We start from the raw sequence: 18,098 nt of genomic DNA on the forward strand, positions 1-18,098 counted from the left end.
TGCATGGGGAGCCTCGAAGGATGTACGGCCCCGATGTAGCCGATCCAGCCGGGCCGTCGCCCTTCGAGGCTCGCCGAAGAGGCGAGCACCTCAGGGTGACGGTGATAGATAGGGCACGTACTGGGCCGCCTCAAAAATCCTTCAGCAGCCGCTCGATGTAGTCGAGCTCGATCTGCGGACGCGAGCTGTCGCCGAGGCGGCGGCGGAGCTCTTCGAGGATGCGGCGGACGCGCTGGGCGTCGATCTCGCCCGGGATCTTGACGGTGTAGTCGTCGCTGAGATCGCGGCCATGAAGCGGGCGCCCGAGCGGATCGGTCTGGTTGCCGCCGCTCTGCTGACGGCCGGCCCGATTGCCGGGACCATCGCCCTGCCCGTCGCCATCGCCCTGCTGCATCGCCTCGGCCATCTTCTGCGCGCCCTTGCGCATCGCGTCGAGAGCCTTGCCCTGCGAATCCACGGCACCGTCGGCATTGCCTTCACCGAGCTTCGAGCCGGCATCACCCATGGCACCGTCGGCGGCGTCGAGGCTGCCGTCGTCATCACCCTGATCGCCGTCCTGATCGCCGCTCTGGCCCGGGTCGCCCTGCTGGCCTTTCTGACCTTGCTGGCCTTTTTGACCCTTTTGTCCCTTCTGTGCGAGGCCGCGCTTGGCGAGCTCATCCTGCAGCTTCTTCAAGCGGTCGCGCAGCGACTGCTGATCCTGCTGCAGGTCCGACATCGACTGGTCGCCCTGCTGCTTGCCGCGCGAGCGGTCACGCCGGGAATCCTGGCCCTGCTTGAAAGTCTTGTCGCGCAACTGCTGCTGCTTGCGGATCATGTCGCTGAGCTCGTTCAGCGCCTGCTCCATGTCGCTCTCGCCGGATTGCCCGGGCTGCGCCATCTGGAGATTTTCCATGATCTGCGCGAGCTGCTCGAGCATGCGCTGGGCCGCCTCTTTATTGCCCTCGCGCGCCGCCTTCTCGATCTGCCGCAGGAGGTCGTCCAGATCGCGCTGCGTGATGACGGAACGATCGCGATTGGAAGACTGGCTTCTTTCCGTGGCGCGCTTGTATTCCTCGAGCTTCTGAATGGCGTCGGACTGGTTGCTCAGGCTCTTCCCGGATTCCTTCTGCCTGAGGCTGTCGCCGGATTCCTGCATCGCCTTTTCCGCGCTGTCGAGCAGCGCATCGGGATCCTGATCCAGCTGTGCGGCGGCCGGCAAGACGCCGCCCAACAGCAAGGCGAGGCAGGCGATCGACATCGCCTTCAAGACTGGCACGGGTGCTAGCTTCCGCATTTCCGGTCCCGCGTAAACTGGTTGGTCCTGTCGTCCCCCGCCTTGTTGGCACGGTTGTTCGCCGACTTGCGATAGGCCTGAAGCTGCTCGCGCAAGACGTCCTGCTGCTGCGCCAGCTCGGCGAGCTGTTCGGGCGTCGCGTGCTGGGTCTTTTGTCGCAGCTCGACGGCCTTGTCGAGGATGAGCTGGACCTCCGCCGGGAACGGCTGCCGGGCGCCGAGCGGATTCTGCTCGGCGCGGCGGGCGAGATCGCGCACCTTGCCGGCCATGGCCTCGCGCAGCTTCTGCGTCAGCACCCTGAGCTCGTCCTCGCTGGCGCCGCGGTCCAGCGCCGCCTTGAGCGCGTCCTGCGCCGAGCGCAGCGCGGCGTTGACGCTGCCGGCGACGCCGTCGTCCTCGATGGTCGTCGCGAAGGCCCACATGCTCGCCACCACGTTGCGCAGCGCATCGTCGGTGCGGGCAGCCTCGAGCTGGCTCGCGAGGCTGCGGAGGCCGAGATAGCAGCCAGCATCCGGCGTGAACAATTCGGGTGCGATCATCAGCGCGTCGAGCGCGGTGTAGACGTCCGAATTCCTGTTGGCGTCGAGCGCGAGGATACGGCGCTGCTCGATCAGCGCGCGTGCGAGCGAGTTGGTGAACAGACGCTCGGGCAGGCGCATGTTGAAGGGTTCGCTCCTGGCCTCGTTGCCGGCCTCGTCCTTGGCGGTGAGCGTCAGCGTGACGTCGGCGCCGGCATAGGGGTCTTCGCTGAGGTCCTTCACGGTCTGGCCGACGCCGTTGCGGGTGCGCGCGTTCGGCAGTACGAGCGGGAATTGCGGCGGCTGGAACAGCGGCCGCGCCGCGGCCTTGCCGTCGGAATCCTTGCTACCATCCTTGCTACCATCCCTGGCGTCGGCGGGGCGCAGGGCAATGTGGGCATCCGCGCCGGTCACGCCATAATCGTCCTCGATCTTGTAGGAGAGCTGGAGCCCGCCGCGCGCCTGGCGCTCGGGATCCTTGGCGAGCGCGATCGTCGGTGCACGGTCCGGCGTTGCCGCAAACGCCCATTGCGGCTGGCCGGAGGGCGCGCGGACATGCGCGGTGCCATCTGCCGTGATGGTGAAATGCTTCTCGTTGGTGCCCTTGGGCGCGGCTTCCGCGGAAGCAACCTCCTTGAGGCCGCCGGAGACAACGACATCCAGGCTGCCGCCGGAGGAGCGCACGATCAGGGTCGAGCCGGCGGGAACGGCAAGCGGGCCGGCGGCGGGCAGCGCCGCGGCCTCCTTGTTGGCGGCCGACAGGATGACCGGCGGCTTGCCGGTATAGAGCGGCGGAGTGACCCAGGCATCGACGCGAACATTGGCCGGCGCCAGCACGCCGTTCCAGTCGAAGGCGGCCCCGAGCCGCATCGCGCGCTCGTCGCCGGCGGCGAAGAAGGTCGCGACCAGCATCACCATGACCAGCGCGCGCAGCGCCCAGGGATCATGCAACGCGAGCCGCGGATGCGGCAGCCCGGCGCGGATGCGCTTGAGCGAGGCCAGCGTACGCTCGCGCTGCGCCTGCCACAGCGCCTGTGCGACCGGGTCCTGCGAGGACAGCGTGTCCGTCAGCGTCGTGGCCGGGCGATGACGGATGCCGGAGCCACGATCGAGCCGGCTGAGCGCCTCCTCGCGGCTCGGCCAGCGGAAGCGAATCAAGGGAAACAGGACGGCAATCGCGATGCCGGCGAAAACGACGAGACCGATGGCACGGGCAACGAACGGCAGCGCCAGCCAAAGGCCGGCCCAGGACACCACCAGGAACAGGCCGACGACGGTCAGCAGCCGCGCCAAATTCGGCCAGGCACGCTCCCACGCGATGGCATAAATGGCCCGATCGAGGGCCTGCGCCAGCTTCAGCCGCGACAGAGCATCGCCGTTGCGGATCGGGTCTGACGGGTCGGGGGTGACGCCGTTCAATCAACTCTCCAGGTTGCCCGGTAGAGAAGCCTATCACAACGGCAGCACTGAGGCATCCGTTCCGGTACGGGAGACACCCCTTTTCCCGCATAACACGAGGACGTGACTGGCCCGCTGCAACCCCGTAATTTCCGCGCCGCCCCGAGGGGAGACGAGAGGAAACGCCATGGACAAGAAGATGCACGACAAGGGCCTGGAAGTCCGCAAAGCGGTGCTGGGCGAGGCCTATGTCAACAACGCGCTGAAGAATGTCGACGACTTCAACCGCCCGTTCCAGGAGATGCTGAACGAATATTGCTGGGGCACGGTGTGGGGCCGCGAGGAGCTGCCGCGCAAGACCCGCAGCATGCTCAACATCGCCATGATCGCGATCCTCAACCGCCAGCACGAGTTTCGCGCGCATCTGAAGGGCGCGCTGACCAATGGCGTCAGCCGCGAGGAGATCCGCGAGATCCTGATGCAGGTCGCGATCTATGGCGGCATGCCCGCCGCAGTCGACAGTTTCCGCATCGCGCGCGAGGTGTTTGCGGAGATCGATGGCAAGGCGTGAGATGTCGTCAAAATCTCCGCTGTCGTCCCGGGGCGCGCGTAGCGCGAACCCGGGACCCATAATCACAGGCAGCGGTGGTTAGCGGGACTCGGAGTGACCGCTTCCGCGCAACGACTCCTCCCTGGGGTGGGTCCCGGGCTCATCGCTTCGCGATGCCCCGGGACGACGAGGGAAGAATGATCGCCGCTTCACGTTCAACCACCAACGAATAACAACCACAAGGAAACACCATGGACATGGGATTCATCGGGCTCGGAAACATGGGTTTCCCGATGGCGCGGCGGCTGATCGAGGCGGGACACAGGCTCGTCGTGTTCGACACGCGCAAGGAGGTCACGGACAAGCTCACGGCACGTGGCGCGACGGCGGCAACATCGCCGAAGGACGTCGCCGATCAGGTCGAGACCGTGATGGCGAGCCTGCCATCGCTGCAAGCTTCGCTCGAGGTTGCAACGGGAGCGAACGGCGTGATCGAGGGCCGCCGCGCAAAACGCTTCATCGACCTCTCTACCGTCGGCTCGGCGATGGCCGTGAAGATTCACGACCTGCTCGCCAAGCGCAACATCGTCCAGATCGACTGCCCCGTCTCCGGCGGCGTCGGCGGCGCCGAGAAGGGCACGTTGGCGGTAATGGTCTCCGGTCCGAGAGCGGAATTCGAGCTGCTCAAGCCCGCCCTCGACGTGATCGGAAAAGTGTTCTTCATCGGCGAGAAGCCCGGCGCGGCGCAGACCATGAAGCTCGCCAACAATTTCCTGTCGGCCACCGCGATCGTGGCGACGTCGGAAGCCGTGGTGATGGGCGTGAAGGCCGGGCTCGATCCCGCCGTGATGATCGACGTCATCAACGCCGGCTCCGGCATGAACACGGCGAGCCGCGACAAGTTTCCGCGCGCCGTGCTGCCGCGCAGCTTCGATTTCGGCTTCGCTACGGGACTGATGGTGAAGGACGTCCGGCTGGCGCTGGAGGAGATGAAGCAGCTCGGCCTGTCGATGGAGGTCGCGGACGCGGTCGGGCGGTTGTGGGAGACCGTGATCAGCGCAGAAGGCGCCGAGTCCGATTTCACCGCGGCGATCAGGCCGATCGAGAAGAAGGCGGGGGTCGTGGTGGGCGAAAAAAAATAACGCCAAACCCGTAGCCCGGAGGGAGCGCAGCGTAATCCGGGGTTGTTACGGCTCGGCGAGAACCCGGATTTCGCTGCGCTCCATCCGAGCTACGATCACTGTCTCACAGCCACGGCGCGGGCGTATCCATCGCGATCAGCTGCTCGACCTCGATGCGCGGGCGGACCACGGCGTACTGATCGTCCTTCACCAGCACCTCCGGCACCAGCGGGCGGGTGTTGTAGGTGCCGGCTTGCACCGCGCCATAGGCGCCGGCGGTCATGATGGCGATGAGATCGCCGGGCGCGGGCGTCGGCAGCGTGCGGTCGAGCGCGAGATAGTCGCCGGTCTCGCAGACCGGGCCGACGACGTCGGCCATGATGGTGGCGGCGCCCTTGGTGGGCTGCGTCACCGGCAGGATGTCGTGATGCGCCTCGTACAGCGTCGGGCGGATGAGGTCGTTCATGGCGGCGTCGATGATGACGAAATTCTTGCCGTCGCCATGCTTCACATAGATCACCTTGGCGACCAGGATGCCGGCATTGCCGACGATCATGCGGCCCGGCTCGAACATCAGCGTGCAGCCGAGATTGTGGCTGACGCGCTTGACCATGGCGGCGTAGGCCGCCGGCGCCGGCGGCGCCTCGCGGTCCATGTAATAGGGAATGCCGAGGCCGCCGCCGAAATCGACATGGGAGATGTTGTGGCCGTCGGCGCGCAGCGTCTGCACGAATTCGGAGAGGATGCGGAAGGCGGTCTCCATGCCGGAGAGGTCAGTGATCTGGCTGCCGATGTGCACGTCGGTGCCCGTCACCTCGATGCCCGGGAGTTTCGCGGCACGGGCATAGACCTCGCGGGCATGCACGATCGGAATGCCGAACTTGTTCTCGGACTTGCCGGTCGAGATCTTGGCGTGGGTGCCGGCGTCGACATCGGGGTTGACGCGCAGCGAGACGCGCGCGGTCTTGCCCGTCTCGGTCGCCAGGCGCGACAGCAGCTCGAGCTCGGGCTCGGATTCGACGTTGAGGCAGAGGATGTCGGCGGCGAGCGCGGCGCGCAGCTCTTGTTCGGTCTTGCCGACGCCGGAGAACAGGATCTTGTTCGGCGGAATACCCGCGGCCAGCGCGCGCTTCAACTCACCGCCGGAGACCACGTCGGCGCCGGCGCCGAGCTTGGCGAGCGTGCGCAGCACCGACTGGTTCGAGTTCGCCTTCATGGCGTAGCAGACCAGCACCTTCTCGCCGGCGAAGGCATCGGTGAAGACGCGATAGTGCCGCTCCAGCGTCGCGGTCGAATAGCAATAGAACGGCGTGCCGACGGTTGCGGCCAGCTCGGACAGGTTCACCGCCTCGGCGTGCAGCACGCCGTTGCGATAGTCGAAATGGTTCATGACGCAGGCTCGGTTGTCCCGGCTTATTTCTTGCCGGGAGGTTCGTCCAACAGCGGGTCGAGAATAAACGGTTTTTTCCTACCCTTGGCCGCCGCCGGTGCGGCATCCGCTCCGGAGGTTGGGTCGAAAAGGCTCGGCGTCTTCTGGGCTGCGGTCTCGGTGTCGGTCGGAGCTGCGACGTTGCCCGTTGGCGCGTTGGAGGCGGTCGGCGGCAAATCCAGCGGACCCTTGCGGCCGCAGCCGGCAAGCGCGAGCGCCGTCAGGCTCAAGACAATGATGGCCCACCCCGAGCCGGCCGGGCGAAACTTTGACGTCACGACGAAATTCCCCACTACGCGGGGCGCACCATACAGAGATTGGCGCGCTCTGGCGAGAGCCGGATGACCATGAAACATAAGCGAAATTTTGCTCCTCAGCCCAATTTTCGCTCTTTTTCCAGCCGCTTCGCCCAGGCCTTGGCCTGCGACGCCACGTTCTTCGGCGCGGTGCCGCCGTAGCTCGTGCGGCTCTTCACCGATGATTCGACCGAGAGCACGCCGAGCACGTCCTTGGTGATCTTGGGCTCGATCGCCTGCATCTCCTTGAGCGGCAGCTCGTGCAGGGGGACGCCACCCTCGGCGGCCTTGGCGACGATGCGGCCGGTGACGTGATGGGCCTCGCGGAACGGCATTTTCAGCGTCCGCACCAGCCAGTCGGCGAGATCGGTCGCGGTGGAATAGCCCTCGCCTGCAGCAAGCTTCATCTTGGCTTCGTCAGGCACGAGATCGCGAACCATGCCGGTCATGGCGCGGATCGCCAGCGACAGCGCGGCAAAGCCCTCCATGGCGCCCTGCTTGTCCTCCTGCATGTCCTTTTGATAGGCGAGCGGCAGGCCCTTCATCACGATCAACAGGCCGTTGAGCGCGCCGATGACGCGGCCGGTCTTGGCGCGCACCAGTTCGGCGGCATCCGGATTGCGCTTCTGCGGCATGATGGAGGAGCCGGTGGTGAACTTGTCGCTCAGCCGGATCATGCCGACCAGCGGCGAGGTCCAGATCACGATCTCCTCGGCAAAGCGCGACATGTGCACGGCGCAGATCGAAGCCGCCGATAATGCCTCCAGCACGAAGTCGCGGTCGGAGACGGCATCGAGCGAGTTCGCCATCGGACGGTCGAAGAGAAGCGCCTTCGCGGTGGCGTGACGGTCGATCGGGAACGAGGTGCCGGCCAGCGCGGCGGCGCCGAGCGGGGATTCATTCAGCCGCTTGCGCGCATCCTGGAAGCGGCCGCGATCGCGCGCGGCCATCTCGACATAGGCGAGCAGATGATGGCCGAAGGTCACGGGCTGAGCGGTCTGCAGATGGGTGAAACCGGGCATCACGGTTGCGGCATGCTCCAGCGCGCGATTGACCAGCGCGGCCTGGAACGCGGCGAGCGCCGCGTCGGTTTCGTCGATGATGTCACGGACGTAGAGACGGAAATCGGTCGCGACCTGGTCATTGCGCGAGCGCGCGGTGTGCAGGCGGCCGGCGGCGGGACCGATCAGCTCGGTCAAGCGGCTCTCGACATTCATATGGATGTCCTCGAGCGCGCGCTTGAACTCGAAGCCGCCCTTGCCGATCTCTGACAAAATCGTGTCTAGACCCTTGCCGATATTTTTCGCATCAGAACCCGTGATGATGCCCTTCGCGGCAAGCATCGCAGCGTGGGCCTTGGACGCGGCAATGTCCTGGGCGAAGAGGTGACGATCGACGTCGATGGAGACGTTGATCTCTTCCATGATCTCGTCGGGACGTTCCGAGAACCGGCCGCCCCACATCTTGTTGCTCATGATCCCCTACTCACGCCTTGATTTGCCGCACGTTTGCTGGCCGCCGCCAGCCGTATTAAGAGGCCCCTGATAGCCATATCTGCGACCGGATGACAAACGATATGCTCGACAAGACGCCCTCCGCCACGCGCCGGGTCCCCCTCGTCATCGCCACCGTGGCGGTCGTAGGGCTGGCCGGCTTCGCCGCGCTGTACGGACTGGGCCTGAGCCGGGCCCCATCAGGCGATCCGGCCTGCCGGGCGGCGGTGGCTACGGCGCAGAAGATCGCCCCGCTGGCCCATGGCGAGGTGGCGGCGCTGACCATGGCGAGCGCGCCGCTGAAGCTGCCCGACCTCGCCTTCGAGGATGCCGACGGCAAGCCGAAAAAGCTGTCCGATTTCCGCGGCAAGACGCTGCTGGTGAACCTCTGGGCCACCTGGTGCGTGCCATGCCGGAAGGAAATGCCGGCGCTGGACGAGCTCCAGGGCAAGCTGTCGGGCCCGAATTTCGAGGTGGTGGCGATCAATATCGACACTCGCGACCCCGAGAAGCCGAAGACCTTCCTGAAAGAGGCCAATCTGGCCCGGCTCAGCTATTTCAGCGATCAGAAAGCCAAGGTTTTTCAGGATCTTAAGGCGATAGGCCGGGCGCTCGGCATGCCCACCTCGGTGCTGGTCGATCCGCAAGGCTGCGAGATTGCGACGATCGCGGGGCCGGCGGAATGGGCGAGCGAGGACGCGCTCAAGTTGATCCGGGCGGCGACGGGCAAGGCCGCCGCAGCGCTCTAGGATTTTCAGGCGGTGATGTTGAGGTTGCCGCCGACGCCGGCACCGACATTGGCCAGCGACGGCTGACCCGCACCGAGCAGCGTCAAGACGGTGGATTTCTCCATATCCGCGTTCTGCTTGGTCAGCGTCGCCGCAATATTCGACTGCAACGCGCCTTGCTGAGCGGCCAGCATGGTGCTGACCATTGCCATCATGTCCATTACGCGAACCCTCTTACCGGCTGCAGCCTAGGCGCGAGGGGTTAACGCGACATGAATCGACATAGGATAGGTGCCGTAGGGTGGGCAAAGGCGCACTTGCGCCGTGCCCACCACCTCACCAGGGTCGCGAAAAATGCGTGGGCACGCTTCGCTTTGCCCACCCTACGGCACCGCCGCCTTAGCGCGTCGGAACCGGCTTGGCGCCGCGGTAGTCGTAGAAGCCGCGCTGGGTCTTGCGACCGAGCCAGCCGGCCTCGACGTATTTCACTAGCAGCGGGCACGGGCGGTACTTGGAATCGGCCAGCCCCTCATGCAGCACCTGCATGATCGAGAGGCAGGTATCCAGGCCGATGAAATCGGCCAGCTCCAGCGGGCCCATCGGATGGTGCGCGCCAAGCTTCATGGCCGCGTCGATCGCCTCGACATTTCCGACGCCTTCATACAGCGTGTAGATCGCCTCGTTGATCATCGGCAGCAGGATGCGGTTGACGATGAAGGCCGGGAAATCCTCGGACACCGCGACCTGCTTGCCGAGCTTGGCGACGAATTCCTTGGACGCCTCGAAGGTCTGGTCGTCGGTGGCGATGCCGCGGATCAGCTCCACCAGCTCCATCAGCGGCACCGGATTCATGAAGTGAATGCCGATGAAGCGCTCGGGCCGGTCGGTGGCGGCGGCAAGCCGGGTGATCGAGATCGAGGACGTATCGGAGGCGACGATCGCCTCGGGCTTCAACACGGCGCAGAGCTCGTGGAAGATCTTGCGCTTGACCTCTTCCTTCTCGACCGCGGTCTCTATCACGAGGTCGCAATCGGCGAGGTCGTCCAGCTTCTCGGCGGACGTGATGCGCGCCATCGCCTTGGCCTTGTCGTCCTCGGAGACGGCCTTCTTGGAGACCTGGCGCGCCAGATTACCGTTGATGGTGGCCATGCCCGACTTGAGGCGATCAACCGAAACGTCGTTGAGCACCACGTCGAAACCGGCCAGCGCCGCAACATGCGCGATGCCATTGCCCATCTGACCCGCGCCGATCACGCCGACCTTCTTGATCACTGCCGCCATCTTGTCATCCACCGGAACGGCGCGCGACGAGCGCGCCTGCCTATCCCCCAGAGCCGGGAGGTCTGATTTGATCAGAACCTTGATTTAATCAGAACCCGGGCTCGAAACCTAGATTGGATCGCTTCGAAGGCGTGCCCCACGCCAAAGAAAACGCTTCAGAAATGAAACACCGGCCGGAGTTTATGCCTCCGGCCGGTGTTTTTGGCGTCTTTTACTTGCCGAGCTTGCCGAGTTCGGCCGTCAGCTCCGGAACCGCCTGGTAGAGATCGGCGACCAGGCCGTAATCGGCAACCTGGAAGATCGGCGCGTCCTCGTCCTTGTTGATCGCGACGATCACCTTGGAGTCCTTCATGCCGGCCAGATGCTGGATGGCGCCGGAAATGCCGACGGCGACATAGAGCTCGGGCGCCACCACCTTGCCGGTCTGGCCGACCTGCCAGTCGTTCGGGGCGTAGCCGGCGTCCACCGCCGCGCGCGAGGCACCGACACCGGCCCCAAGCTTGTCAGCGAGCGGCTCGATGTACTTGGCAAAATTCTCGCGGCTCTGCATGGCGCGGCCACCGGAGACGATGATCTTGGCCGAGGTCAGCTCGGGACGGTCGCTCTTGGCGACCTCCTCGCCGATGAAGGACGACAGGGCCGGATCGGCCGCCGCCGCGACGGTCTCGACCGCCGCGCTGCCGCCCTCGCCGGCTGCGGCGAAGGTCGAGGTCCGCACCGTGATGACCTTCTTGGCGTCCTTGGACTTCACCGTCTGGATGGCGTTACCGGCATAGATCGGACGCTCATAGGTGTCGGGGGCGACCACCTTGATGATCTCCGAGACCTGCATGACGTCGAGCAGGGCGGCGACGCGCGGCATCACGTTCTTGAAGCGCGAGGTCGCGGGCGCGACGATCGCATCGTAGCCGGAGGCCAGCGAGACGATCAGCGCGGCCAGCGGCTCGGCGAGATCGTGGGCGTAGAGCTCGCCGTCGGCGAGCAGCACCTTCTTGACGCCGGCAAGCTTGGCAGCGGCATCCGCCGCGGCCTTGGCGTTCTGGCCGGCAACGAGGACCTCGACGTCCGCGCCGAGCGCGGCGGCCGCGGTCAGGGCCTTGTTGGTCGCATCCTTGAGCGACGCATTGTCGTGTTCGGCAATCAGCAGCGTCGTCATCAGAGCACCCCGGCTTCGTTCTTGAGTTTCGACACCAGCTCGGCGACGTCCTTGACCTTGACGCCCGCCTTGCGGCCGGCCGGCTCCGTCGTCTTGACGACCTCGAGACGCGGAGCGACGTCGACGCCGTAATCGGCGACGGTCTTGTCGGCGATCGGCTTCTTCTTGGCCTTCATGATGTTCGGCAGCGAGGCATAGCGCGGCTCGTTGAGACGCAGATCGGTGGTGACGATCGTCGGTCCCTTCAGCTTCACGGTCTGGAGACCGCCATCGACTTCGCGCGTGACCTTGAAGTCAGAACCTTCGACCTCGAGCTTCGAAGCGAACGTCGCCTGCGACCAGCCGAGCAACGCAGCCAGCATCTGGCCGGTCTGGTTGCTGTCGTCGTCGATCGCCTGCTTGCCGAGAATGATCAGGCCGGGCTGCTCTTCTTCCGCAACCTTCTTCAGGATCTTGGCGACCGCGAGCGGTTCGACCGTGCCCTCGGCCTTCACCAGGATGCCGCGATCGGCGCCCATGGCAAGACCCGTGCGGATCGTCTCCGACGCCTGCGCAGGTCCAATGGAAACCACCACGACTTCGGTCGCCTTGCCGGCTTCCTTCAGGCGCAGTGCTTCCTCAACCGCGATTTCGTCGAACGGGTTCATCGACATCTTGACGTTGGCGAGTTCAACGCCCGATCCATCGCCCTTGACGCGGACCTTGACGTTGTAATCGACCACCCGCTTTACCGGCACTAAGACCTTCATCGATCCTCTTTCACTCAATTTGGGAGGGGGGTTATCAACTGGCGCGGAACCTAAAGGCCTGATCTGCCCCGGTCAACGCGCGAACGAGTCTAATTTCGGCCTTCTGAAATGCAGAGGGCACGGTAGGTCAGCGGTTCTGGCCCGGAACCCAAAGCACGTCGCCGGCGCCATTCCCGTTGGCGGCCCGGCTGGCCACGAACAGGAAGTCCGACAGGCGATTCATATATTGGATGCCAGCCGCGCTGACCTGCTCCCCGGGTTGCGCCGCCAGTTCCACGATCACCCGTTCCGCCCTGCGGCATATCGTGCGCGCCACGTGGAGATAGGCCGCAGTCGGCGTGCCGCCGGGAAGCACGAAGGAGGTCAGCGGCGCGAGCTTGTCGTTGAGCGCGTCGATGTCGCGCTCGAGCCGCTCGACCTGGCTCGCCACCACCCGCAGCCGCTCCGCCTTGCCCTCACGCTCGGGCACCGCGAGGTCGGCGCCGAGATCGAACAGGTCGTTCTGGATGCGGCCGAGCATCACGTCGAGCTCGGGCATGTCCGCGGTGTGGAGCCTGACCACGCCGATCGCGGCGTTGGTCTCGTCGACGGTGCCATAGGCCTCGATGCGCAGATCGTATTTCGGACGCCGCTCGCCGGTTCCGAGCGCTGTCGTGCCGTCGTCACCGGTCTTGGTGTAGATGCGATTCAGTACGACCATAGGAGACTCTTAATTTTGGGGCATGATCCTGTCGGAAAACCGCTTCACACTTTTCCGGATCATGCCCTAACGCCCCATCGCCCAGACCGCGAGCATCGCGATGATGATCGCCACGAATTGCAGCAGCACGCGCCAGCGCATCAGCTTCTGCGAAATGTTGGGCGAGCCGCCGCGCATCATGTTGATGAGCCCGAGCAGCAGCACCAACGCCACGGCGCCGGCTGCCGCCGGCAGGATGAAAGTCGTCAGGAGAGATGCCATTGGGGGGTGATAACACCGTGCGCGCCGGTCCGCCATGGTGCCGCGGCAGCCTCCGGCGTCATTCCGGGGCGATGCGAAGCGTCGAGCCCGGAATGACAGCGAGACGCTTCGCGAACTGGCTTTTGGGGCAAGAATATCAGATGGTATTGCGATGATTTCCGATTTGCGCCCATTGCCTATTCTCCTGACCTCTCCCTACGTGCGGGGAGAGCGGGCAGCGGTGTAGGTGCCATTTGAAAGCCATCCGCTACATTTACTGCGTCTTGGAGGATGCGTTCTACACGTTCCTGGCCGACGACGGCTGGGCGATCGCGAGCCATATCGCGCTGTCGACGTTGATGGCGCTGTTCCCGTTCCTGATCGTGCTGACCTCGCTCGCGGGCTTCTTCGGCTCCAAGGAACTCGCCGACCAGGCCGCCAGCCTGATGCTGCAGATCTGGCCCAAGCAGGTCGCCGATTCGATCTCGGGCGAGGTGCATGACGTGCTGACCACGACCCGCACCGGCATTCTGACCATCGGCGCGGCGCTGTCGGTCTATTTCGCCTCCAACGGCGTCGAGGCCCTCCGGGTCGCACTCAACCGCGCCTATGCGGTGGTGGAGATGCGGCGCTGGTACTGGCTGCGGCTGGAATCGATTGTCTACACGCTGATTGCTGCCTTCACCGCGCTCGCCATGGCGTTCCTGATCGTGCTCGGTCCGCTCCTGATCGAGGCGGCGCGGCGCCACATCCCGCTGTTCGTCGAATCCAACGAGAGCATCCTGACCTGGCTGCGCTACGGCATCACCATCGGTGCGCTGGTGGTGGCGCTGATCATCCTGCATGCTTGGCTGCCGGCTGGACGGCGGGGCTTCTTCCAGATCCTTCCCGGCATCGTCTTCACCATCGTGGCGTCGCTGATATCAGGCATCGTGTTCGGGCAATATCTGGCGCGCTTCGCCAACAATTACGTGACCATGTATGCGGGGCTCGCCTCGGTCATCATCGCGCTGGTGTTCCTGTATTTCATCGCCGCGATCTTCGTTTACGGCGGCGAGCTCAACGCCGCGATCATCAAGTCGCGGCTTCCTCACGGCGTGTCGCTTCAAGCAGCGCAGTCGCTAGCGCCCGCGGAGACACAGGCTTGACCAGGAAGGCGTCGGCACCGGCCTCGCGCGAGGCCGCCTCGTCCTCGCCGCGGCCGGACACCCCGATGATCGGGATCTGAGCCAGCGGGGCCTCCATGGTGCGGATCCGCCTGATGGCCTCGACGCCGTCGATGCCCGGCAGCACCATATCCATCAGCACCGCATCGAACGCGCCTTGCGCCAGCCGGCCGACGGCGTCCTCGCCGCGCCCGATGAACTCGGCATGATGGCCGAGCTCGGTCAGAATCGTGTTGAGCACGACGCGGCCGAACGGATTGTCCTCGACGCTGAGGACGCGCAGCGCCGCGGCCACATCCGCCTCGGTTTCGCCCTTCGCCTTGCGGGATTTGCGCGGTCCGGCCGCATCGAGCGACACCGTCAGCGTGAAGGTAGCACCACCGCCCCGACGTGGGGCGACGGTGATGTCGCCCCCCATCGCGCGCGCCAATTGCTTGACCGAGGACAGGCCCAAGCCAGCGCCGCCGAAGCGCGAGGCGATGGTGACATTGGCCTGGGTGAACGGGCGGAACAGCCGCTTGATCTCGGCCATGGTCAGACCGATGCCGCTGTCGGACACCGCGAAGGCGACGCCGACCCTGCCCTTATCTTTTGACTTGCCCTTCGTTTTGCCTTTGGCAGGACGCCAGGGAGCGACCTCGAGTGCCACGCCGCCCTGGTCGGTGAACTTCACGGCATTGTCGATCAGGTTCTCGAGCGCGGCGCGCAGGCGGACGGGATCGCCGACCACGAGGCCGGGGAGCTTGTCGGAGATCCCGACCTGGGCCTGGAGACCCTTGGCAGCGGCGCGGCCGGCCAGCGAATCCCCGGCGCTGCGGGCGAGCGTGCGCAGATCGAACAGGTCCTGCCGCAGCGTCCCTCCGCCCTTGCCGGTCCCCTTGCCGGTTCGTGCGGCATCCACGAACAGCGTGGCAAGGCTCGCCAGATGCTCGGCGCCGGCCTTGATGGTGTCGGCCCAGCGCCGTTCCCGCTCGCCGAGATCGGAGGTCGCGAGCAGGTCGCTGATCGCCAGAATGCCGGTCAGGGGGGTGCGGACCTCATGGGCAAAGGCGGCGAGCGCCGCCTGGACCACGTCCGGGGCGACCGCCTTGGTGCTGCGCTTGCGCAACCCGCCGGCCGTCCCGGACCGCTTCCGAGGCGGTCGCCTGGACGTCCGCGTGGTGCGCGCTGGGCGCGTTTTCGCCGCCATAAATCCCCTTCGAAGTGTCCCCTTCGAACCCCGGGCTGTCGGCCAAGCATGGCACGGCGGAACCCCCGGAGTCACGGCGGCGTTTGGCTAACCCCCAGAGAAACTTAATCTAATCCCACCAGCTGACGGATGCCGGCAGGCGTGATGCCGGCCGCGCGCAAGGCGCGCAGACCGGTCGAGCGGTTCGATTTCGACAGCTTCCGCCCCTCGCCGTCGCCAATCAGCCGGTGATGGCGGTAGGCGGGTTCGGGCAGGCCGAGCAGGACCTGGAGCAGGCGGTGGACGGCGGTGGCGTGAAACAGGTCCTGGCCACGCACGATCTCGCTGACGTCCTGGAGCGCGTCATCGACGACGACGGACAGGTGGTAGCTGGTCGGCGTCTCCTTGCGCGCCAGGATGACGTCACCCCAGGCCTCGGGCCGCGCCGGGACCGTGCCGCGCTCGCCATCAGGCCCCTCGCCCAGCTCATTCCAGGTCAGGCCGGCGACGCGCCGACAGGCGGCCGCCATGTCGAGCCGCAGCGCGTAGGGCACGCCGCTGTCGATCAGGCGCGCCCGCGCGTCGGCAGGCAGCGATTTGGACTCGCCGGGATAAAGCGGCGCGCCGTCGGGATCACGCGGCCACGGGCCATCCGCCTCGCGCGCCGAGACGAGCTTTGCGATCTCAGCGCGGCTTTCGAAGGCGGGATAGATGAGCCCAAGCGCCGACAGCTTGTCCAGCGCCGCGCGATAATCAGCGAGATGCTCCGACTGCCGCCGCACCGGCGTCTCCCAATTAATTCCGAGCCAGGCCAGATCCTCATAGATCGCCGCCTCGAATTCCGGCCGGCAGCGCGTCGCATCGATGTCCTCGATCCGCAGCAACAAGCGGCCGCCGGTCTCGCGCGCGCGGTCGAAATTCAGCAGTGCGGAATAGGCGTGGCCGAGATGGAGGTGGCCGTTCGGGCTCGGGGCGAATCGGAAAACGGGTGGTGCCATCATATCAAACTCGTCATGGCCGGGCTCAGCCCGGCCATCCATCTTCCAAGGACTCTGTTACGATAGGAGATGGATGCGCGGGTCAAGCCCGCGCATGACGTCGAAGAAAGCTTGCCAATCGCATGACCATCCATCTCGAAACCCAATCCGATCTCGAAGAGGCCGTCCAAGCGCTGATCAAGCGCGACCCGCGCCTCAAACCCGTATTCGAGATCGCGGGCATGCCGGCGTTGCGGCGGCGCGAGCCGGGTTTTGCGGGCCTTGCCCACATCGTCTGCGGCCAGCAGCTCTCGACCGCGAGCGCCGCGGCGATCTGGGGACGGTTGTCGGCGGCCTTCGATCCGTTCGACCATGACGCGGTGCGCCGCGCCCGCACTGACCGGTTGGGGCGGCTCGGCCTGTCGGCCGCCAAGATCAAGACGCTGAAGCATCTTGCACGCGAGATCGGCGCGCAGCGGCTGAACCTCGACGTGCTCGCCGAGGAAGACGCCGACGCCGCGCATCACACGCTGATCGCGCTGCCCGGTATCGGCCCCTGGACCGCGGACGTCTATTTGTTGTTCTGCCTCGGCCATGGCGATGCCTGGCCCGCCGGCGACCTCGCCGTGCAGGAGGCCATCCGCGTCGGGCTCGGCCTTCAGGCACGGCCGACGGAAAAGCAGATGGCGCCGCTCGCCGAGCCCTGGCGTCCCCTGCGCGGCGCGGCGGCGCATTTGTGGTGGAGCTATTATCGCGCGGTGAAGAAGCGCGAGGGCGTGCTCGCCGGCTCGGCCTAAAGAAACCGCTGCACACTTTTCCGGATCATGCCTAGCCCCGCAGCCTCGCGCGGTCGGCCCGGGCGCATTCGGCGACGAAATCCACGACGGCGCGCACCGCCGGAAGCTCGACGAGGTCGGGATGGGCAAGCAGCCACAGGTCCGCCACGCTGGCGAGCTTTTGCGGGGCGACGCGCACGAGGTCGGGATAGCTTTCCGCGACGAAGCAGGAGAGCGCCGAGATCCCAATCCCGGCGCGGACCGCTGCCAGCATGTCGCCCTGGGAAGAGCAGCGCATCACCACCCTGGCCTGCCGGGTGACGACGTCGCTCCAGCGCGCAAGCTGCGCGTTGGACGTCTGGTCGGCGAAGCCGACGACGCTATGCTCCTTCCACTCGCCGCGCCGTTCGGGCAAGGATCGCCCCGCGGCATAATCGCGCGAGGCATAGAATCCGGTCCCAAGGCGGCCGATCTTGCGGCCGACCAGGTTTTCCTCGCCGCTGTCGAAAGGCCTCAGCACCACGTCCGCCTCACGCCGGCGCACACTCGCCGGAAACGGGTGGGTGATGATCTCGAGCTGGACATGGTCATGCGCACGCAGAAAGGCAGGCAGGCGCGGCATCAGCCAATGCGAGGCCAGCGTCGCGCCGATCGAAAGCTTGACGATGCCGCGTGCCTTGTGTCCTCCGGCCGCGACCGCGGTCTCGGCCCGCAGCGCCGCCGCCGCCATGGCCTCGGCGTGCTCGCGCAATGTCCGTCCGTCCGCGGTCAGTGCCAGGCCGTCGGCGGCGCGCGCCACCAGTCTGGTGCCGAGCTGAGCTTCCAGCGCCGCGATCTCGCGGCTGACGGTGGGATGGCTGGTGCGGAGCCGGCGGGCGGCGGCGGTGAAGCTTCCGGTATCGGCGACCGCGACGAAGGTCTTGCAGAGATCCCAGTCCAATCGGCACCCCCGTTCATATCTGAATGGCTACTCGTACATTATTGAACGACCGGAGCGCGCCGTCCAACCTTATAGTGGGATCAAATCCGCAACACGGGCGGCAATCGCCCGCGCGACAATCAACAGGGAAACGCCT

General features: G+C 65.9%; 19 protein-coding genes. 5 read left to right on the forward strand and 14 right to left on the reverse strand.

Annotated features, from left to right (window positions below; all coding sequences use genetic code 11):
- Nucleotides 1-130 precede the first annotated feature (130 nt).
- Both A3AS_RS0103710 and A3AS_RS0103715 read right to left on the reverse strand, forming a co-directional pair.
- Nucleotides 131-1,276, reverse strand: coding sequence for a DUF4175 family protein (locus A3AS_RS0103710; RefSeq protein ID WP_018316256.1), 1,146 nt, complete (start codon nt 1,274-1,276; stop codon nt 131-133).
- Nucleotides 1,264-3,213: a TIGR02302 family protein gene (locus A3AS_RS0103715; RefSeq protein WP_018316257.1), complete on the reverse strand. Its 1,950-nt coding sequence runs from the start codon at nt 3,211-3,213 to the stop codon at nt 1,264-1,266. The genes A3AS_RS0103710 and A3AS_RS0103715 overlap by 13 nt, the downstream gene beginning before the upstream one ends.
- A 166-nt stretch (nt 3,214-3,379) precedes the next feature.
- Between A3AS_RS0103715 and A3AS_RS0103720 the strand changes: the two genes are divergently transcribed.
- Nucleotides 3,380-3,763, forward strand: coding sequence for a carboxymuconolactone decarboxylase family protein (locus tag A3AS_RS0103720; protein WP_018316258.1), 384 nt, complete (start codon nt 3,380-3,382; stop codon nt 3,761-3,763).
- A gap of 230 nt (nt 3,764-3,993) precedes the next feature.
- Nucleotides 3,994-4,884: an NAD(P)-dependent oxidoreductase gene (locus A3AS_RS0103725; RefSeq protein ID WP_018316259.1), complete on the forward strand. Its 891-nt coding sequence runs from the start codon at nt 3,994-3,996 to the stop codon at nt 4,882-4,884.
- A 103-nt stretch (nt 4,885-4,987) separates the two neighbouring features.
- On the opposite strand, the gene lysA is transcribed toward A3AS_RS0103725, so the two are convergent.
- The 3 genes from lysA to argH form a co-directional block, all read right to left on the reverse strand.
- Entirely contained in the window at nt 4,988-6,253 is a 1,266-nt protein-coding gene (lysA, locus tag A3AS_RS0103730) for a diaminopimelate decarboxylase (protein WP_018316260.1), read from the reverse strand.
- A 23-nt stretch (nt 6,254-6,276) separates the two neighbouring features.
- Nucleotides 6,277-6,570, reverse strand: coding sequence for a lipoprotein (locus tag A3AS_RS0103735; protein WP_026201636.1), 294 nt, complete (start codon nt 6,568-6,570; stop codon nt 6,277-6,279).
- A gap of 95 nt (nt 6,571-6,665) precedes the next feature.
- The gene (gene argH, locus A3AS_RS0103740) at nt 6,666-8,063 is read right to left on the reverse strand and encodes an argininosuccinate lyase (RefSeq protein ID WP_018316262.1); all 1,398 of its coding nucleotides are present in this window, start codon (nt 8,061-8,063) and stop codon (nt 6,666-6,668) included.
- A gap of 101 nt (nt 8,064-8,164) precedes the next feature.
- Here argH and A3AS_RS0103745 point away from each other — a divergent pair, with 101 nt between their 5' ends.
- A complete protein-coding gene (locus tag A3AS_RS0103745; protein WP_018316263.1) occupies nt 8,165-8,830 on the forward strand; it encodes a TlpA disulfide reductase family protein in 666 nt (221 codons plus the stop codon).
- A gap of 5 nt (nt 8,831-8,835) precedes the next feature.
- On the opposite strand, the gene A3AS_RS0103750 is transcribed toward A3AS_RS0103745, so the two are convergent.
- From A3AS_RS0103750 to A3AS_RS0103775, 6 genes are all read right to left on the reverse strand, one after another.
- On the reverse strand, nt 8,836-9,030 hold the full coding sequence (locus A3AS_RS0103750) for a hypothetical protein (RefSeq protein ID WP_018316264.1): 195 nt from the start codon (nt 9,028-9,030) through the stop codon (nt 8,836-8,838).
- Nucleotides 9,031-9,208: 178 nt separating this feature from the next.
- Nucleotides 9,209-10,090, reverse strand: coding sequence for a 3-hydroxybutyryl-CoA dehydrogenase (locus A3AS_RS0103755; protein ID WP_026201637.1), 882 nt, complete (start codon nt 10,088-10,090; stop codon nt 9,209-9,211).
- Nucleotides 10,091-10,301: 211 nt separating this feature from the next.
- A complete protein-coding gene (locus tag A3AS_RS0103760; protein ID WP_018316266.1) occupies nt 10,302-11,246 on the reverse strand; it encodes an electron transfer flavoprotein subunit alpha/FixB family protein in 945 nt (314 codons plus the stop codon).
- Nucleotides 11,246-11,995, reverse strand: a complete 750-nt coding sequence (locus A3AS_RS0103765; RefSeq protein ID WP_018316267.1) for an electron transfer flavoprotein subunit beta/FixA family protein — start codon at nt 11,993-11,995, stop codon at nt 11,246-11,248. The genes A3AS_RS0103760 and A3AS_RS0103765 overlap by 1 nt, the downstream gene beginning before the upstream one ends.
- A gap of 127 nt (nt 11,996-12,122) precedes the next feature.
- Nucleotides 12,123-12,695, reverse strand: coding sequence for a cob(I)yrinic acid a,c-diamide adenosyltransferase (locus A3AS_RS0103770; RefSeq protein WP_018316268.1), 573 nt, complete (start codon nt 12,693-12,695; stop codon nt 12,123-12,125).
- Between the two features lie 66 nt (nt 12,696-12,761).
- Nucleotides 12,762-12,956, reverse strand: coding sequence for a twin transmembrane helix small protein (locus tag A3AS_RS0103775; RefSeq protein ID WP_018316269.1), 195 nt, complete (start codon nt 12,954-12,956; stop codon nt 12,762-12,764).
- Nucleotides 12,957-13,189: 233 nt separating this feature from the next.
- On the opposite strand from A3AS_RS0103775, the gene A3AS_RS0103780 reads away from it, so the two are divergent.
- Nucleotides 13,190-14,083: a YihY/virulence factor BrkB family protein gene (locus A3AS_RS0103780; protein WP_026201638.1), complete on the forward strand. Its 894-nt coding sequence runs from the start codon at nt 13,190-13,192 to the stop codon at nt 14,081-14,083.
- Here the strand turns inward: A3AS_RS0103780 and A3AS_RS0103785 are convergent.
- Together A3AS_RS0103785 and gluQRS are read right to left on the reverse strand one after the other, a co-directional pair.
- A complete protein-coding gene (locus tag A3AS_RS0103785; RefSeq protein WP_018316271.1) occupies nt 14,010-15,290 on the reverse strand; it encodes an ATP-binding protein in 1,281 nt (426 codons plus the stop codon). The two genes, A3AS_RS0103780 and A3AS_RS0103785, sit on opposite strands and share 74 nt — an antisense overlap.
- A gap of 104 nt (nt 15,291-15,394) precedes the next feature.
- Nucleotides 15,395-16,267, reverse strand: coding sequence for a tRNA glutamyl-Q(34) synthetase GluQRS (gene gluQRS, locus A3AS_RS0103790; protein ID WP_049814780.1), 873 nt, complete (start codon nt 16,265-16,267; stop codon nt 15,395-15,397).
- A 122-nt stretch (nt 16,268-16,389) separates the two neighbouring features.
- Here gluQRS and A3AS_RS0103795 point away from each other — a divergent pair, with 122 nt between their 5' ends.
- Nucleotides 16,390-17,043, forward strand: coding sequence for a DNA-3-methyladenine glycosylase (locus A3AS_RS0103795; protein WP_018316273.1), 654 nt, complete (start codon nt 16,390-16,392; stop codon nt 17,041-17,043).
- A 31-nt stretch (nt 17,044-17,074) separates the two neighbouring features.
- Here the strand turns inward: A3AS_RS0103795 and A3AS_RS0103800 are convergent, their stop codons facing one another.
- Complete coding sequence (locus A3AS_RS0103800; RefSeq protein ID WP_018316274.1) at nt 17,075-17,962, reverse strand: LysR family transcriptional regulator; 888 nt, start codon at nt 17,960-17,962, stop codon at nt 17,075-17,077.
- Nucleotides 17,963-18,098: the final 136 nt, after the last annotated feature.

Source organism: Bradyrhizobium sp. WSM2793 (genome assembly GCF_000379585.1).
Taxonomy (GTDB): domain Bacteria; phylum Pseudomonadota; class Alphaproteobacteria; order Rhizobiales; family Xanthobacteraceae; genus Bradyrhizobium.

Coding starts and splice junctions, on each gene's coding strand:
- lysA (WP_018316260.1), bottom strand. CDS start 6,253: ATGAACCATTTCGACTATCGCAACGGCGTGCTGCACGCCGAGGCGGTG.
- A3AS_RS0103795 (WP_018316273.1), top strand. CDS start 16,390: ATGACCATCCATCTCGAAACCCAATCCGATCTCGAAGAGGCCGTCCAA.
- argH (WP_018316262.1), bottom strand. CDS start 8,063: ATGAGCAACAAGATGTGGGGCGGCCGGTTCTCGGAACGTCCCGACGAG.
- A3AS_RS0103720 (WP_018316258.1), top strand. CDS start 3,380: ATGGACAAGAAGATGCACGACAAGGGCCTGGAAGTCCGCAAAGCGGTG.
- A3AS_RS0103745 (WP_018316263.1), top strand. CDS start 8,165: ATGCTCGACAAGACGCCCTCCGCCACGCGCCGGGTCCCCCTCGTCATC.
- A3AS_RS0103725 (WP_018316259.1), top strand. CDS start 3,994: ATGGACATGGGATTCATCGGGCTCGGAAACATGGGTTTCCCGATGGCG.
- A3AS_RS0103760 (WP_018316266.1), bottom strand. CDS start 11,246: ATGACGACGCTGCTGATTGCCGAACACGACAATGCGTCGCTCAAGGAT.
- A3AS_RS0103775 (WP_018316269.1), bottom strand. CDS start 12,956: ATGGCATCTCTCCTGACGACTTTCATCCTGCCGGCGGCAGCCGGCGCC.
- A3AS_RS0103755 (WP_026201637.1), bottom strand. CDS start 10,090: ATGGCGGCAGTGATCAAGAAGGTCGGCGTGATCGGCGCGGGTCAGATG.
- A3AS_RS0103785 (WP_018316271.1), bottom strand. CDS start 15,290: ATGGCGGCGAAAACGCGCCCAGCGCGCACCACGCGGACGTCCAGGCGA.
- gluQRS (WP_049814780.1), bottom strand. CDS start 16,267: ATGGCACCACCCGTTTTCCGATTCGCCCCGAGCCCGAACGGCCACCTC.
- A3AS_RS0103750 (WP_018316264.1), bottom strand. CDS start 9,030: ATGGACATGATGGCAATGGTCAGCACCATGCTGGCCGCTCAGCAAGGC.
- A3AS_RS0103710 (WP_018316256.1), bottom strand. CDS start 1,276: ATGCGGAAGCTAGCACCCGTGCCAGTCTTGAAGGCGATGTCGATCGCC.
- A3AS_RS0103770 (WP_018316268.1), bottom strand. CDS start 12,695: ATGGTCGTACTGAATCGCATCTACACCAAGACCGGTGACGACGGCACG.
- A3AS_RS0103765 (WP_018316267.1), bottom strand. CDS start 11,995: ATGAAGGTCTTAGTGCCGGTAAAGCGGGTGGTCGATTACAACGTCAAG.